The sequence below is a fragment of the Thalassospira sp. ABL2_045 genome (genome assembly GCF_056161285.1).
Map to the genome: position 1 here is coordinate 260,167 of NZ_JBSWYV010000004.1, position 15,138 is coordinate 275,304.

Below are 15,138 nucleotides of genomic sequence, written 5' to 3' on the forward strand. Positions count from 1 at the left end.
GCAACATTTTTACTGAATCAAACAGCAAAAACGCCCCTACCCGTGATTTTTTGGACCGTTAACCGGGGCTAAAGGAAGAGCTGTTTCAAGGGCATGCACCTTCAAGGGGTCGGCAACCCCCTTGACCGCAAAGTCACCACAGCAGACGGTCGGGGCTTTGATGTGACTTGCCAGAACATCAGACATCAACAAGGGTGCTCCAATCTGTTTGGTCAGGCTTTCCAAACGGGCGGTGCGGTTCACGGCCACCCCCATCACGGTGAAATCAAGCCGATGGGTCCCGCCAACATTGCCATAGACCACTTCGCCATAGTGCAGCCCGACCCCAAACCGCAGCAAAGGTAAACCGGCCTGTAATCGGGTTTCATTGACTGTTTCGAGATCGACCAAAGCAGCCTCGGCCGCGCGCAGGGCATTTTCACAGACGGTTTCGGCGGTCTGGTCATTTTCCTGCGCAAAGACAATCAGCATCGCGTCGCCAACGAAACGCAAGATTTCACCGCCATGGGCGCGCACGGCGCGTTCAACTGTTTCAAAATAAACATTAAGACTATCAAGCAACTGCTCGACCGACAGGGTTTCGGTCAGAACCGTGAAATCACGCACATCACTGAACCAAAGGGCTGCGCGAATGGTTTCCCCGTCCCCGCGACGCATTTGGCCATGCATGACCCGTGCGCCGGTGCGCTCACCTAAATAGGTATCAAGCAGGGAATGCTCGATCCGTTTGGTGACATGCAGCTCAAGCACCACGCCAATATGATCAAGCAACCCGTCAAAACTTGCGATTTCGGAATCGTCGAACCCGTCCGCCTGTTCGGTGGCAATCGTCATCACACACCAACGCCCGCCACTGAACCGGACACGGGTACAATAATAATCCGTCAGCCCCATCCCGATCAGTTCGCCGACCAGCGGATGATGATCGACCGGGTTGACCTTGGCGAGCGGGATTCGAACCGGACCGCCATGCAGGTTCACCTCTTCGACCGGACTTCCGATATAGGCATCACTTTCGTGAATGCCGTGCGAGGCCTCCCACAAATGCGCCCCGTGATCGCGATCCCAGGTAAAAGACCAGACAGCGACTTGCGGATGAAGGGCCTGAATCGAACAGCGCATGCGCGCAATATGAAAGCCATTGGCGTTGAGCTGCGCCATCAACCCGTCGAAGAACGCGTTCGGGTCTTCAAGCAACCGACCTGTTGCCGCAATCCAGTCAATAACAGCTGCATTATTCCACATATCCGGGCCTTATTCCCCTTTGACAACGCAACAATCACGACGGATTTTCACACATTCATTCCAAACCGTCACAGCTTTAATGCACATAAACGCCCTAATTGTTTTTGCTGCCCTGCAATATAGTTAGGTTGTATATTACCAATTTTGTAACAGTTTGTTTCAGTTCGCAATCTGGAAACGCCCTGTTACAGTTTTGTGGATGCATTGCGCCCCCTCTCGCAGCATGTTGTCGCTGCAAATGGTTAAAAGCCAGGGAGGAAACCTAGATGTATCTGCGCAAAACCATCCTCGCCACTGGTGTGGCGTTTTCTGCACTCGCGACTGCAAGCTTTGCTCATGCCGAGCCGACCGCTGAAGTTCTGCACTGGTGGACTTCGGGCGGCGAAGCAAAAGCTGTCGCATCCCTTAAAGAAGATTTCGAAGCCAATGGCGGCACCTGGGTTGATAGCCCGGTCGCTGGCGGCGCTGGCGATGCAGCCATGACCGTTCTGCGTTCGCGCGTTCTGTCGGGCGATGCACCGGCTGCTGTTCAGCTTAAAGGTCCGGCCATTCAGGAATGGGCCGAACAGGGCGCACTTGCCGATCTGAACGACGTTGCTGCTGCTAAAGGTTGGGATGACGTGATCCCGGCTGCGATCCAGGACGTCATGAAGTATGAAGGCGACTATGTTGCTGTTCCGGTAAACGTACACCGCGTTGACTGGATCTGGGCAAACCCGGCCCTTCTGGCAAAAGTTGGTGTTGATTCCGCACCGACCACCTGGGACGAATTCAACGACGTTGCTGACAAACTGCAGGCTGCTGGCATTACGCCGGTCGCACATGGTGGTCAGCCGTGGCAGGACGCAACCGTATTCGAGACCGTTGTTCTTGGTCTTGGCGGTCCGGAATTCTTCCAGAAAGCTCTGATCGACCTCGACGAAGACGCACTGAACTCCGACACCATGAAAGCGGTGTTTGACCAGATGCGTAAAATCCGTGGTTATGTCGATGCCGACTTCCCGGGTCGTGACTGGAACCTTGCAACCGCAATGGTCATGAATGGCGAAGCCGCCATGCAGATCATGGGTGACTGGGCAAAAGGCGAATTCCTTGCTGCTGGTAAAGTACCGGGCGAAGACTTCATCTGTGCCGCCACCCCGTCGGAGCACGGTTACCTGTTTAACGTTGACAGCTTTGCCATGTTCAATGTTTCGGGCGACGACAAGGTCGAAGGCCAGAAACTGCTTGCCGAACTCATCGTTGGCGAGAAGTTCCAGGAAACCTTCAACCTGCTCAAAGGGTCGATCCCGGCACGTTCGGGCGTATCGCTTGATAAATTCGACGATTGCGCCAAGAAATCCGAAGCTGACCTTGAAGCAGCTCAGGAAGCTGGCGGGTTCCTTCCGTCCATGGCACACGGCATGGCGCTTCGCGGCCACCTTGCAGGTGCGATCGTTGACGTCGTGACCGCACACTTCAACTCCGACATGTCGTCTGACGAAGCCGTCTCGCGCCTGGTCGAAGCTGTTGAATTGGCCAAAGACTAATCTCATCTGATCAGAACAATCTGAGATATGAGCGATTTGCAGGCCCCGGATTTTCCGGGGCCTGTTTCCCAGTAATTTAACTTTTGAGGCAAAGGTAATGGGGGCTTCTCAAAGCACCGAAAGCAACCTGATGGCCAGCATTCAGCGTCATCTTTCCAAGATCGTTGTTGCGCCGTCCTTTGCTGCGTCCCTGTTTTTTGTCTACGGGTTCATCCTGTGGACCGGCTATATGGCGTTTTCAAAGTCGCGCATGCTTCCCGTCTGGGATTGGGCAGGCCTGCGACAGTATGAACGCCTGTGGCAGATGGAACGCTGGCATGTTGCCATTGAAAACCTGTTGATCTTTGGCGGTCTGTTTATTGTGACCTGCCTGTTCATCGGGTGCCTTCTGGCAGTTCTTCTTGATCAGCGTATTCGCGCCGAAGGTGCGCTTCGTACGATCTTCCTTTATCCGATGGCCCTGTCCTTCATCGTGACAGGTACTGTCTGGAAATGGCTTCTCAATCCGGGCCTTGGCCTTGAAAGCATGATGCATGACTTTGGCTGGACGAGCTTCAAGTTCGACTGGCTGGTCAATTCGGACATGGCGATCTACACGGTTGTGATCGCAGCTGTCTGGCAGGCATCGGGCTTTGTCATGGCAATGTTCCTTGCGGCATTGCGCGGCGTCGATCAGGACATCATTCGCGCGGCCTATATGGACGGTGCCAGCCTGCCCCGTATCTATTTCGGTATTATCATTCCGTCGATCCGCCCGGTCTTCCTGAGTGCGATCGTCGTTCTGGCCCACCTGGCGGTTAAAAGCTTTGACCTTGTCATCGCCCTTACCGGTGGTGGCCCGGGCTATTCATCCGATCTTCCGGCAACCTTCATGTACACGATGGCCTTCCAACGTAACCAGCTTGGTGTTGGTGCAGCCAGTGCGATGATGATGCTGGCGACCGTTATGGCAATCATCGTGCCGTATCTGTATTCCGAACTGCGCGGAGGCAAGAAAAATGGCTGATATTCAGACCTACAGCCACGACGCAGGCTGGAAACATACCGTTCTGCGCGGGTTGCTTTATCTCGTTCTGATCCTGTTTGCGGCCTATTATCTTTTCCCGCTGATCGTCATGATCGCGACCTCGTTGAAGTCGCTTGACGAAATTCGTGAAGGGTCGCTGATTTCGCTGCCGCGTGTGGTGACGTTTGATGCATGGAACTATGCATGGAACGAAGCTTGCGTTGGTGTCGAATGTACCGGGATCAAAATCTATTTCTGGAACTCGGTCAAAATGGCGATCCCCGCCGTTCTGATTTCGACCTTCCTTGGTGCGATCAACGGATATGCCCTGACCAAGTGGCGCTTTAAAGGGGCGAATATCGTTTTTGCCCTGCTGCTGTTTGGCTGCTTCATTCCGTTCCAGGTCGTGCTGCTGCCGATGTCACAGGTTCTTGGCAAGCTGGGTCTTGCAAGCTCCACCCCGGGCCTTGTTCTGGTCCATGTGGTTTATGGCCTGTGCTTCACCACCCTGTTCTTCCGGAACTACTATGTTTCGATCCCGGATGAACTGGTCAAGGCAGCCACCATCGACGGTGCCGGGTTCTTCACCATTTTCTGGCGCATCATTCTGCCGATCTCGACCCCGATCATCGTGGTCTCGGTCATCTGGCAGTTCACCCAGATCTGGAATGACTTCCTGTTCGGCGCTTCGTTTGCCTCTGGCGACAATGCACCGATGACCGTCGCACTCAACAATATCGTCAACACCACGACCGGCGTGAAACAGTACAATGTCGATATGGCGGCAGCATTGCTGACCGGCCTTCCGACGCTGCTGGTTTATGTCCTCGCAGGCAAATACTTCGTCCGCGGCCTGACCGCCGGTTCGGTGAAGGGATAAGCAAATGGCATCACTCACCCTCGATAAAGTTCGCAAGGCATTCGGCCCTGTCGAAGTTCTCAAGGAAATCAATCTGGCGATCGATGATGGCGAGTTTCTCGTCCTTGTCGGTCCGTCCGGTTGCGGTAAATCGACGCTTCTGAACCTGATTGCAGGTCTAGAAAGCTCGACCGACGGGGAAATCCGCATCGGCGATCGCGTCATCAACGACGTGCATCCCAAAGACCGTAACATCGCCATGGTGTTCCAGTCCTATGCGCTGTACCCGAACATGACGGTCCGCAAGAACATCACCTTTGGCCTCGAAATCCGTGGCGTCTCCAACCAGGAACGCGACAAGGCGGTGGCCGAAGTTGCCAAGCTGCTTCAGATCGAGCCGCTTCTGGATCGTAAACCGTCCCAGCTTTCGGGTGGTCAGCGTCAGCGTGTTGCCATGGGCCGTGCGCTTGTGCGTGATCCGGACATCTTCCTGTTTGATGAGCCGCTTTCAAACCTTGATGCGAAACTGCGTGTCGACATGCGTACCGAGATCAAGAAGCTTCATCAGCGTCTGGGCTCGACCATTGTGTATGTCACCCACGATCAGATCGAAGCCATGACCCTGGCATCGCGCATCGCGGTGATGAAGGACGGGATCTTGCAGCAGTTCGATACGCCGCAAAACATCTATGAGCGTCCGAACAACATGTTTGTTGCCGGCTTCATCGGCTCACCGTCGATGAACTTCATCAATGCCACGCTCAGCGAAGAAAACGGCAAGCTGGCCGTGACCATTCCGCGCGGTGATAATCCGATTGTCCTGCCGCTGTTTGAGGCACCGGAAAGCTATCATGGCTATGTCGGAAAGGATGTCGTGTTTGGCATTCGCCCCGAAGCCCTGACCCACAAGCGTACCGGTTCGGATGAGCCAGGCAGCCAGTATGTCAATTTCGACAGCAAGGTTGAAGTGATCGAACCGACCGGTGCCGACACCATGACCGTGATCGAAATCGCTGGTAAGGAAATCGTCGCACGTGTCCGTCCGGACCGCGCACCGACACCGGGCGAGAGCATGACGTTCTCGGCCGACATGTCTCAGATCAGTCTGTTTGACCCGGATACCGAGTTGCGGATCTGATCTGATTGGCGGGTGGTTCTGGGGGCCACCCGCCATTCTTCTTTTTGGGCCCTGCCCTTTTCGATCCTGTCTCTCGTGGACCTAAACCCGGCGCGTCAGAGACACAATCACTTCCAGACCTTTACCCGGCATATTGCGCAATTCAATGCGCCCGTCATGGGCATCAATCACGGTCTTGACGATCGAAAGCCCAAGACCACTGCCCCCGGTGCTGCGCGCCCGCGACCCTTCCACACGATAAAACGGCAAAAACACCTTGTCCTGATGCTCAATCGGGATTCCGGGCCCTTCGTCACGAATGGTGACGAGTACATTGTCGGCGGTCGCTTCAAGGCTGACATTGGCGCGATGACCGTATTTAAGCGCATTCTCGATCAGGTTGGTAAAGGCGCGCTTTAACGTGCCCGGGCGGCACGAAAGTCGGATACTGCGTTTGCCATCGAAACTGTGGGGTTCATCCCCGCCGCCGAACACGGTATGGACAGAGCTGAACTGCAACGGTTGCGGCCCGGCAAAGCTCACCGGGCGACCAAGGTCGGCATAATCATCACAGATGGCTTCAAGCACAGAGACAAAATCGACCGTGCGTTCTTCTTCCTTGGCAATCCAGTCACCCAGGAAATCAAGCGCGTCATTGAGAAGACTATCCATTTCATCAAGATCACGCAGCACGGTTTCGCGCAGTTCATCATTTTCAATGAATTCAGCCCGCAGGCGCAAACGCGTGCTTGGTGTGCGCAAATCGTGCGAAATCGCGGCCAGCATCCGGGTGCGATCGCCCAGCATGCGTGAAATGCGTTCCCGCAGATCGTTATAGGCCGCGGCCATCGACCGCGCTTCGGTCGGCCCGCGTTCTTCCACGGGTGGCCCGCTGACCTCATCACCGTGATCAATGATCGCCTGCGTCAGGCGTTTGAACGGCCCGGCCAGAAGGTCCGCCAAGCCTGCGAACACCACAAGGACGGCGGCGACCCCCATCAGGAACATCAGAAAGACAAGCGACGGGGACGCATAGTTCGACCAAAGCTCATCATGGCTGACCAGAATGCGCTTGCCCGATGGCATCAGGATTTCGACCTGTGCTTCCAGCCCCAAACGGGCGATTTCGCGTGACAGTTCGGCAAAGAACAGGCTGGGATTTTCAGTGGCCTCGATAATGGCGCGTTGCTCGGAACTGAGCCGCCCGCGTTCAAAATGCACCTTGACCGAGGTCGGCCAGCCGGTATTGGCCAGGCGTGCTGGCATGGCGATATGCTGGGCGGGCCTCGAAAACAGCAACAATGTCCCGACATCATCGGGTGGCAGGATGCGCATCGTCATCCCGTCACGGGCTGCGATATCGACAATGTTTTCTTCGAATTCCGGGTTTTCGGCGATCCGCACCAGCTCGCGGATGGTAAAGCCCAGCGTGTAGGCGCGGCCAATGCGCTCGTCGCGTTCGATGACGTAATAGGATGCCATGGCGCTCAGCACGGCAATGATCAGCCCGCCCAGCATCATCAGGATAAAGATACGCCCGCCCAGCGTGCGCGGCTTGTAGCGGCGCAGATAGTTGCTGAAATTTGCGAACATATCGGCCATGGGTGGCCCTAAAGCGTTTGGGTGTCAGCGCAGAACTGATACCCGATGCCGCGCACTGTCTTGATCAGTTTCGGGTTCTTGGCGTCTTTTTCAATCTTGCGGCGCAGACGGCTGATCTGGATATCAATGCTGCGATCAAACGGAAGCGAGCTTTGACCACGGACAATATCAACAAGCTGCTCACGCGACAGCGCCCGCTTGTTGTTTTTAACCAGTGCCAGAAGCAACGAAAACTCACCGGTCGAAAGGTGGACCGCCACATTATCGGCATCGCGCAATTCGCGGGAACCAATATCAAGCGTCCATTCCCCAAAAATGATCTTGTGGGCCGGGGTAACTTCATTATCCGATGGCGCCACCGTACCTGTTTCAAAACGGCGGAACACGGCACGAATACGTGCGAGCAATTCACGCGGATTGAACGGCTTGGTCAGATAATCATCCGCGCCCAGTTCAAGGCCGAGAATACGATCAGTATCCTCGCCCACCGCAGTCAGCATGACAATCGGCACCTTGGAGGTGCGGCGCACATCGCGGCAAAGAGCAAAGCCGTCCTCGCCCGGCAACATGATATCAAGAATCACCAGATCAATTTTCCAGTCGCGCAAGGCACGGTGCATTTCATTGCCGTCGGAAACGGTGGTAATGCGAAAACCGTGCTGCAACAGGAACTTTTTTAAAAGCTTCTGGATTTCCTGATCGTCATCAACGACCAGAATATGTGGTTCACGTCGCGTCGTCAGTGTCCCGAACTCCCCTGATTTTATCGGCCATGTCCCTGACCGTGGCCGGAGTTTAGTCTAATTCGACAACGGTTTGAACCATTTTACCATGTGGTGCCTAAAATCGAAAAAGCCGGGCAATGCCCGGCTTTCCCACATCAATAAATCTGTCCTGAATGTTGATTACTTCAGGTCGTAAACCTTGGTGCTGCCCGATACTTCGGATGCCACCACCAGCATGGCATTGCCGGTCGGGCTGTCCTTGGCATCAACGAACTGAAGACCTTCGGGCGCCAGTTCACCGGCGGTGTCATGTTCGGGATTGCCCGAGAAACGGCGATCACTGTGATAGGTTACGAACTGCGGGTTGGTCGGGTTGGTCAGGTCATAGACCATGAAACCGCCCTGACGTTCCAGACCTATAAAGGCGTATGGCGTGCCATTGACATAGCCACTGGCAATGCCTTCGGGTTCCGGGCCCTTGTCATCGGAGCGGTTATCGCGGCTGTAGTTTTCCGTATCCGAGGAATTGAAGACATTGGCGTAGTTTGCCGCCAGGAGCTGCTCAAACGCATCGCCACTGTCAAAGACCATCTCGCCATTGGCATCAAGCACTGAGAACGACCGCGCGCCGTAGCTATAGATGATATCCACATCACCATCAAAATCGATGTCCCCCTGTGCCGTGGTGGTTTTCAAACGACCAAGGTTTTCATCCTTTTGCAGGGTGCTTGCGGTCGGATAGGCCACCGGATCAAGGGTCAGTTTGCCAACGCGGGTTTCCTCGCTATAGCCGTCATAATCGCGGGCATCGCCCTCGTTCGCGATCAGGACCCAGTCCTTGCCATCGATGTTGATCGCATCGATGGTATCAGGCTGATACATGCCCATGACCGGCCAGGTACGGATATTGATCTTGCCGTCCTTGTCGCTGGCGTCAAAGGCATGCACCGAATGATCCTTGAAGCCAAGACCGGCAACGTGTTTGACCGTGGCGGCTTCGATATCAATGATCGCCACCGCATTGTTTTCCTGCAGCGAAACATAGGCGGTTTTGCTGTCCTTGGAGACCGCAATGTATTCCGGCTCCACATCCTGTGCGACGGTTGAGGTTCCCGGGTTCGAAGTGCGCATGCCATAAGGCAACGCACCGCCATTCAGGAAGTTGAAATCAACCGTGCGCACATCATCGGCCGACAGATTTTCTGCGCCACCGGCCATGGAAATGATCGAAACGGTTCCTTCCGGATCGTTGGTGAAGGCATCGTTCGGCTCACCCTCATTGGCTATCAGCACATATTTGCCATCCGGGGAAAACTTGATCATGTCAGGCAGCGCACCGACGGTGACCGCCGAAATGAAATTGCCTTCGGTATCAAAGAAAACAGCCTGACCCGCTGCCTGCTTGTCAGCGTTTTCGACTGCAACCGCAACAACACCATTCATGACGGCAACACTGTTGGCACCCTTGCCCCAGCTCGACAGATCCATCGCACCGATTTTGGTGAGCTCGGACGGGTTCGTCATATCAAGAATGTCGATCACCTTGTCCGCACCGTTCACAACAAAGACCCGCTGTGACACCGGATCGAATGCCGGAATTTCTGCCGCACTTTCATCCAGCATACCGGTGCGATATTCGCCCATCGGCACAATCGTGATCGGATGCGCGCCGGCATTGACCACATCGCCCGACATCAAGGTGTTTTCAGAAGATGTGCCGGCACAGGCACTCAGAAGCAAAGAAACAGCAGCCGTCGCCATCAGTGAAGAACGCATGTTTTCCCCCTTGGAATAACCGTCAACAAAGCCAGCAGCGTGATGATTTGCTGTAACGGTTTGATGACCCGGTGGTGACAGTTTCATAAATTTCTTGTGGCAAGGACTGCTCCAATCGCGCGGCTTTCCCGTATCGAGATGACAACACAAAAACACCACGGGTGGTTAGCGAACAGGAGTATCCCGATGCCAAGCATGTTGAACGTCAATATTGCCGTCATTGGTGCGGGCATGGCCGGGCTCAAGGCTGCCAGCACCTTGCATCGCATCGGCATGAACGTGACCGTGTTTGAAAAAAGCCGCGGGCTTGGCGGGCGTCTGGCATCGCGGCGGACCGAATTCGGCCATTTCAACCATGGTGCGCAATATGTCACTGCGCGCGATCCGGGCTTTAACGCATTCCTTCAGGAAGCAACCGAATTCAACGCCGCCCAGAACTGGTCGCCCAACCTGCATCGCGGCGTGAGCACCGGGACGGACCGCACCGACGGCACTGCTGCCACAGGAACGAATGATGCGCTATCGCCCATTGCCCGTCATGTCGGCAACCTTGCCGAGGAGCAATGGTATCAGGGTGCGCCGCAGATGAACAAACTGATCCGCCCACTGGTGGACAGCTTTCCGATCCAGAAGCAATATCGCATCGTTGGCATAGAGCCGGTCAATCAGCGTAGCTTCATGCTCCATGATGATCTGGACGGGTCATATGGGCCGTTTGACGGTGTCATTGCGACGGCCCCGGCCCCGCAGGCCGCAGAACTGCTCCGTCCACTCGCCCCGCGGTATGGCCCGATTGACGAGGTGGTTATGGCACCTTGCTGGGCCGTTATGGCAGCGTTTGAAAAACCGCTTCCGACCGGGTTTGATGCGATGCTGTATCCAAGTCGCGAAATCAGCTGGGCGGCACGCAGCACGCAAAGCAACGACATGTTCCATCGTCGCACGCCTGATCCATGGGTCCTGCATGCCAGCCCGGAATGGTCACGCGCCCATCTTGAAGATGACAAGGAACGCGTAATTGAAAAACTGCTCGACGCGCTGCGCAATGTCAGTGGTGCCAAACTGCCGGAACTGCATTCGGTGCAGGCGCACCGCTGGCGATATGCCCGAACAGAAGTCCCGCTTGGCATGAGCCACCTTAATGGCATGAACGGCCGCGTGATTGCCGCCGGCGACTGGTGCCTTGGTGCGCGGGTCGAGGCGGCCTGGCGCAGTGGGCGATCTGCCGCCCATTCGATGATTGAAACCCTGCTTGGATAACCCGACACCCTGGTCGCACTGATATGCCGAAAAATGCCAACGGACAGAACCGTGGCAAAGCGCATCTGCCACAGAAAATCTGCGTCACCTGTGCGCGCCCGTTTAGCTGGCGACGCAAATGGAAGGATTGCTGGGACGCGGTTCAATATTGTTCCGAACGGTGCCGTCGCCAGCGCAAGCAGGCCGCAAAACCCGCCACACAAGGCAATGCGTCATGATGTTTGATCAGCTCGACGAAGATCAGCCAACCTTTGCCATTCTGCGCCAGCGAGTGATTGATATGGCAGCCCAGCGCGGCGTGGAGAAAACCATCTGCCCGTCCGAAATTGCCAAATCATTCGGCTCCTATTGGCGTGATCTGATGCCGCGCGTGCATCAGGTGGCCGATCAATTGTGTGCCGAGGGCAAGCTGACATTTGAAAAGGGCGGCGTCAGCTACGGCCAACACTGCCCTTCGGGTCATTATCGATTGCGCATCGTCCCGGAAAAGGACGAGTAAGAAGGCTTAGCCGCGCAAGCCATGAAGGCGTTTTATCAGGCCTGCGGTCGATGCATCACGCGATCCTGCATCTTCCTTACCCTCAACCATCGGCAGCAGTTCCTTGGCAAGCTGTTTGCCAAGCTCAACCCCCCACTGGTCATAGGAATTGACGTTCCAGATGATGCCCTGAACAAAGATCTTGTGTTCATACATCGCAACCAGTCGGCCAAGCGTAAACGGATCAAGCTGCTTATAGAGGATCATGGTGCTCGGCTTATTGCCATCAAACACCTTTTGCGGGGCCAGCACATCGATCTCGGCCGGGCTTAGGTCACTGCCTGCAAGCTCTTCGCGGACTTCGGCCTCTGTCTTGCCGCGCATCAGCGCTTCGGCCTGTGCCAGGCAGTTTGAGACCAGCTTGTCATGATGGTTGGCCAGCGGATGCAGTGCATTGGCCGCGACAATGAAATCTACCGGGATCAGTTCAGTGCCCTGATGGATCAGCTGATAGAATGCGTGCTGACCGTTTGTGCCGGGCTCGCCCCAGATGATCGGGCCGGTTTCATAGGCAATCGGCTTGCCATCGCGGGTAACAGACTTGCCGTTACTTTCCATATCGGCCTGCTGCAGATAGGCCGGCAGGCGCGAAAGATGCTGATCATACGGCAGGATCGCCTGGCTCGATGCGCCCAGCACATTGCGATACCACACCCCGATCAGACCAAGGATCATCGGAATGTTGGTTTCAATCGGTGCGGTTTTGAAGTGATTGTCCATTGACTGCGCGCCGCGCAGCAATTCTTCGAACTTCTCATAGCCGACGGCAAGAATGATCGGCAGACCAATCGCCGACCACAGGCTGTAACGCCCACCAACCCAATCCCAGAAACCAAATGCATTGTCGGTATCGATGCCAAATGCCGCGACCTTGTCCAGTGCGGTTGAAACCGCGACGAAATGCTTGACAACGGCGGCTTCGTTTTTCAGCATTCCGACAAGCCAATCGCGCGCCGAATAAGCGTTGGTGAGCGTCTCGTCGGTGGTGAAGGTTTTGGACGCGATGATGAAAAGTGTCGTTTCCGCATCAAGGAACTTCAGCGTATCGACAATATGCGCGCCGTCGACGTTGGACACGAAATGGCAGCGAATACCATCAATGTGGTACGGGCGGAGCGCCTCATTCACCATCACCGGACCAAGGTCGGAACCGCCAATACCGATATTGACGACATCGGTGATTTTCTTGCCCGTGTGCCCCTTCCATTCGCCGGAATGCACCCGTGCGGCAAAGTCTTTGAGACGGCCGAGCACATCCTTGACGGCCGGCATGACATCGTCGCCGTCGACTTCGACCGGACCGCCATCAAGGTTCCGCAGGGCCGTGTGCAGCACTGCGCGGTTTTCCGTGACATTGATCCGATCACCGGCAAACATCCGGTCGCGCCAGTCTTCGACTTTGGCCGCCTTGGCAAGATCGACCAGAGCCGTCATGACGTCATCGGTGATCAGGTTTTTGGAATAATCGACAAACAGGTCATTAAGGGCCGCGCTATAGCGTTCAAACCGCGCGGGATCGTCGGCAAAGGCCTGACGCAGATTGAGTTTTTCGGAAACTTCCGCGCCCAGTTGATCGAGTTTTTCCCAGCTTGCGGTCATTTTATCAGCAGACATACCACCCTCGGCCCATTCAAATTCGTTCATCACAATGCGGTGCTTTGGCCAAAAGCCTAGCACGCGTTTCAAACCATGTGTGGGACAGTTTGCAGAATGTCGCGGCCATTGGGGTCCTGATACCGCGACATTCCTATTCCTAGCGACTTAGCGCGCCGAAAGAAAGTCTTCGACTTCTTTTTCGGTTGGCAATGCGTTGATCGCACCACGCTTGGTCGCGGTAATCGCCCCAACCGCATTGGCAAAGCGACACGCCGCTGCAAGCTTGTCCTCGGAACCAAGAAGTTCCGGGTCTTTAAGCAGACGCGACAGGAAGCCAGCCGTGCAACCATCCCCTGCCCCGGTCGCATCGACCGCGGTGATTTCAAAGGACGGCACAAAGCCATCAAATTCCGGGGTGATATAGCGCGATCCCTTGGGACCATAGGTCACGATCATCGCGCGCCACTGATCACACCACAGATCCTTGATGCCTTCTTCGAGGTCATCCTTGCCCGAGACAAAGGTGATTTCCTCGTCCGACATTTTGACGACATCAGCCTGACTGATCGCCAGTCGCAGGATTTCGCGGGCTTTTTCTTCGCTGGGCCAGAGTGGCAAACGCAGGTTCGGGTCACACGAAATGATCGCCCCGTTTTCGCGTGCGATCTTGATCGCCTCAAGCGTTGCGGCGCGTGGGTCATCGTCGATCATGCAAAGCGTTCCATAATGGAACAGATCGGTTGATTTCAGCATGTCCTGATCAAGATCGGCAATGCTGAGCAACATGTCCGCCGACGGGCTGCGATAGAAGGAAAACTCGCGTTCGCCATCAGCACGCAGGGAAACAAAGGCAAGCCCGGTGAGCGCCTCCTTGGTCAGCACAATGCCCGATGTATCGACATTATCGGCCTTAAGGGTATCGACCAGGAAATGGCCAAAGGCATCATCGCCGAGTTTGCCGATAAAGCCGGTTTCAATGCCAAGACGCTGCAGGCCCACAGCCGCATTTCCCGGCGCACCGCCGGCGGCCTTGGCAAAGGCCGGGGCATCGGCAAGACCGGTTCCGGTCACTGTCGGAACAAAATCAATCAGCAGTTCCCCAAGACAAACAGCTTTGGCTGTCATGACGTTTCTCCGTTCGCAATATCCGCAAACATGACGGATTATTTAGTTGTGGTCTGTGGGACCCACCGCCTTTTAAATCGATTCAATTGCCCACGCAAACCAAAACCCGATCAATTAGCCTGCGCATGGCCATCACGCGCTTTGCTTGCCGAGCGCGCGGCCAAACTCGACCTCGCGCGCGCGTTCGAGTTCCATCATCCAGCGTTCAAACATCGCATCGCGTTCAAGCTGGGCAGCATAGTGGCGTTGCAGGGCAGCCGTCAGACGGCCTTCACGGCCCAGAAGGTCATCGGCATAGGCAATCATGACCGAATTCGGCCAGGCAATCGGGCGCATTTCACGGATGGTGGCAAAGATGCTGTCTTCGTCGCGATCGGGTTCACACTGCGCCATCAGCGTGATCATGGCTGCGGTCGAACGCGATACGCCCATGTGGCAATGCACCAGCAAATGCCCATCGCGGCGGTCCGCACGGCTTTCAATCAGGGTTTCGCCATACGCAAGGATGGCTTCAACATCGGCCTTGGTCGGCGCCGGACGGCCTTCTTTGTCTTCGATCACGTCATGAAAGCGCAGGATTGTGCGTTCATGCGGGGCGTAATTGCCAAAGATGGTCGGGTCTTCGCGTTCGGGATCAAGCACGGACAGGACATGGGTGACACCATGGCTGCGATGGGTGGGCAGTTCGTCGATGCCACAGATGGTCAGGCGCGAAATTGCGATTGGTTTCATTTCCTTGGCTCCTAAGATCGTTTCTTTT

The 15,138-nt window shown here is 55.6% G+C and carries 14 protein-coding genes; 7 read left to right on the forward strand and 7 right to left on the reverse strand.

All coding sequences use genetic code 11. From position 1 onward, the window contains the following. Positions 1–36: 36 nt before the first annotated feature. Positions 37–1,245, reverse strand: a complete 1,209-nt coding sequence (locus tag ACXAIA_RS08875) for an adenylate/guanylate cyclase domain-containing protein (RefSeq protein ID WP_475348998.1) — start codon at positions 1,243–1,245, stop codon at positions 37–39. Positions 1,246–1,511: 266 nt separating this feature from the next. On the opposite strand from ACXAIA_RS08875, the gene ACXAIA_RS08880 reads away from it, so the two are divergent. The 4 genes from ACXAIA_RS08880 (at position 1,512) to ACXAIA_RS08895 (ending at position 5,777) form a co-directional block, all read left to right on the forward strand. Further along, positions 1,512–2,774: an ABC transporter substrate-binding protein gene (locus ACXAIA_RS08880; protein WP_475348999.1), complete on the forward strand. Its 1,263-nt coding sequence runs from the start codon at positions 1,512–1,514 to the stop codon at positions 2,772–2,774. A gap of 97 nt (positions 2,775–2,871) precedes the next feature. Then, positions 2,872–3,780 carry a carbohydrate ABC transporter permease gene (locus ACXAIA_RS08885; RefSeq protein ID WP_475345807.1) on the forward strand — a complete coding sequence of 303 codons (909 nt, stop codon included), beginning with the start codon at positions 2,872–2,874 and terminating at the stop codon, positions 3,778–3,780. After that, positions 3,773–4,660: a carbohydrate ABC transporter permease gene (locus tag ACXAIA_RS08890; RefSeq protein ID WP_044826806.1), complete on the forward strand. Its 888-nt coding sequence runs from the start codon at positions 3,773–3,775 to the stop codon at positions 4,658–4,660. Before ACXAIA_RS08885 ends, ACXAIA_RS08890 begins: the two co-directional genes overlap by 8 nt. 4 nt (positions 4,661–4,664) lie before the next feature. Then, the gene (locus ACXAIA_RS08895) at positions 4,665–5,777 is read left to right on the forward strand and encodes an ABC transporter ATP-binding protein (protein ID WP_475345806.1); all 1,113 of its coding nucleotides are present in this window, start codon (positions 4,665–4,667) and stop codon (positions 5,775–5,777) included. An 81-nt stretch (positions 5,778–5,858) separates the two neighbouring features. Here ACXAIA_RS08895 and ACXAIA_RS08900 read toward each other — a convergent pair whose 3' ends face one another. The 3 genes from ACXAIA_RS08900 to ACXAIA_RS08910 all read right to left on the reverse strand — a co-directional run bounded on the left by ACXAIA_RS08900 (position 5,859) and on the right by ACXAIA_RS08910 (position 9,859). After that, on the reverse strand, positions 5,859–7,358 hold the full coding sequence (locus tag ACXAIA_RS08900) for a sensor histidine kinase (protein ID WP_475349000.1): 1,500 nt from the start codon (positions 7,356–7,358) through the stop codon (positions 5,859–5,861). Between the two features lie 8 nt (positions 7,359–7,366). Next, positions 7,367–8,101, reverse strand: coding sequence for a response regulator (locus tag ACXAIA_RS08905; RefSeq protein WP_062954505.1), 735 nt, complete (start codon positions 8,099–8,101; stop codon positions 7,367–7,369). Positions 8,102–8,263: 162 nt separating this feature from the next. Next, positions 8,264–9,859, reverse strand: coding sequence for a choice-of-anchor I family protein (locus ACXAIA_RS08910; RefSeq protein WP_475349001.1), 1,596 nt, complete (start codon positions 9,857–9,859; stop codon positions 8,264–8,266). A 186-nt stretch (positions 9,860–10,045) separates the two neighbouring features. On the opposite strand from ACXAIA_RS08910, the gene ACXAIA_RS08915 reads away from it, so the two are divergent. Genes ACXAIA_RS08915 through ACXAIA_RS08925 form a run of 3 tightly spaced genes read left to right on the forward strand, consistent with a single transcriptional unit; the run spans position 10,046 to position 11,618 of the window. Continuing rightward, a complete protein-coding gene (locus ACXAIA_RS08915; protein WP_475349002.1) occupies positions 10,046–11,119 on the forward strand; it encodes an NAD(P)/FAD-dependent oxidoreductase in 1,074 nt (357 codons plus the stop codon). A gap of 23 nt (positions 11,120–11,142) precedes the next feature. Beyond that, complete coding sequence (locus tag ACXAIA_RS08920) at positions 11,143–11,337, forward strand: DUF2256 domain-containing protein (protein ID WP_475349003.1); 195 nt, start codon at positions 11,143–11,145, stop codon at positions 11,335–11,337. Continuing rightward, on the forward strand, positions 11,334–11,618 hold the full coding sequence (locus ACXAIA_RS08925) for a DUF3253 domain-containing protein (RefSeq protein WP_475349004.1): 285 nt from the start codon (positions 11,334–11,336) through the stop codon (positions 11,616–11,618). The genes ACXAIA_RS08920 and ACXAIA_RS08925 overlap by 4 nt, the downstream gene beginning before the upstream one ends. A gap of 6 nt (positions 11,619–11,624) precedes the next feature. On the opposite strand, the gene pgi is transcribed toward ACXAIA_RS08925, so the two are convergent. The 3 genes from pgi to ACXAIA_RS08940 form a co-directional block, all read right to left on the reverse strand. Continuing rightward, positions 11,625–13,301: a glucose-6-phosphate isomerase gene (gene pgi / locus ACXAIA_RS08930; RefSeq protein ID WP_475349005.1), complete on the reverse strand. Its 1,677-nt coding sequence runs from the start codon at positions 13,299–13,301 to the stop codon at positions 11,625–11,627. A gap of 117 nt (positions 13,302–13,418) precedes the next feature. Beyond that, positions 13,419–14,378 carry a PfkB family carbohydrate kinase gene (locus tag ACXAIA_RS08935; protein ID WP_475349006.1) on the reverse strand — a complete coding sequence of 320 codons (960 nt, stop codon included), beginning with the start codon at positions 14,376–14,378 and terminating at the stop codon, positions 13,419–13,421. Between the two features lie 132 nt (positions 14,379–14,510). Further along, on the reverse strand, positions 14,511–15,110 hold the full coding sequence (locus tag ACXAIA_RS08940) for a tyrosine phosphatase family protein (protein ID WP_475349007.1): 600 nt from the start codon (positions 15,108–15,110) through the stop codon (positions 14,511–14,513). Positions 15,111–15,138 lie beyond the last annotated feature (28 nt).

Coding starts and splice junctions, on each gene's coding strand:
- ACXAIA_RS08935 (WP_475349006.1), bottom strand. CDS start 14,378: ATGACAGCCAAAGCTGTTTGTCTTGGGGAACTGCTGATTGATTTTGTT.
- ACXAIA_RS08895 (WP_475345806.1), top strand. CDS start 4,665: ATGGCATCACTCACCCTCGATAAAGTTCGCAAGGCATTCGGCCCTGTC.
- ACXAIA_RS08940 (WP_475349007.1), bottom strand. CDS start 15,110: ATGAAACCAATCGCAATTTCGCGCCTGACCATCTGTGGCATCGACGAA.
- ACXAIA_RS08910 (WP_475349001.1), bottom strand. CDS start 9,859: ATGCGTTCTTCACTGATGGCGACGGCTGCTGTTTCTTTGCTTCTGAGT.
- ACXAIA_RS08900 (WP_475349000.1), bottom strand. CDS start 7,358: ATGGCCGATATGTTCGCAAATTTCAGCAACTATCTGCGCCGCTACAAG.
- ACXAIA_RS08915 (WP_475349002.1), top strand. CDS start 10,046: ATGCCAAGCATGTTGAACGTCAATATTGCCGTCATTGGTGCGGGCATG.
- ACXAIA_RS08920 (WP_475349003.1), top strand. CDS start 11,143: ATGCCGAAAAATGCCAACGGACAGAACCGTGGCAAAGCGCATCTGCCA.
- ACXAIA_RS08885 (WP_475345807.1), top strand. CDS start 2,872: ATGGGGGCTTCTCAAAGCACCGAAAGCAACCTGATGGCCAGCATTCAG.
- ACXAIA_RS08890 (WP_044826806.1), top strand. CDS start 3,773: ATGGCTGATATTCAGACCTACAGCCACGACGCAGGCTGGAAACATACC.
- pgi (WP_475349005.1), bottom strand. CDS start 13,301: ATGAACGAATTTGAATGGGCCGAGGGTGGTATGTCTGCTGATAAAATG.
- ACXAIA_RS08925 (WP_475349004.1), top strand. CDS start 11,334: ATGATGTTTGATCAGCTCGACGAAGATCAGCCAACCTTTGCCATTCTG.
- ACXAIA_RS08875 (WP_475348998.1), bottom strand. CDS start 1,245: ATGTGGAATAATGCAGCTGTTATTGACTGGATTGCGGCAACAGGTCGG.
- ACXAIA_RS08880 (WP_475348999.1), top strand. CDS start 1,512: ATGTATCTGCGCAAAACCATCCTCGCCACTGGTGTGGCGTTTTCTGCA.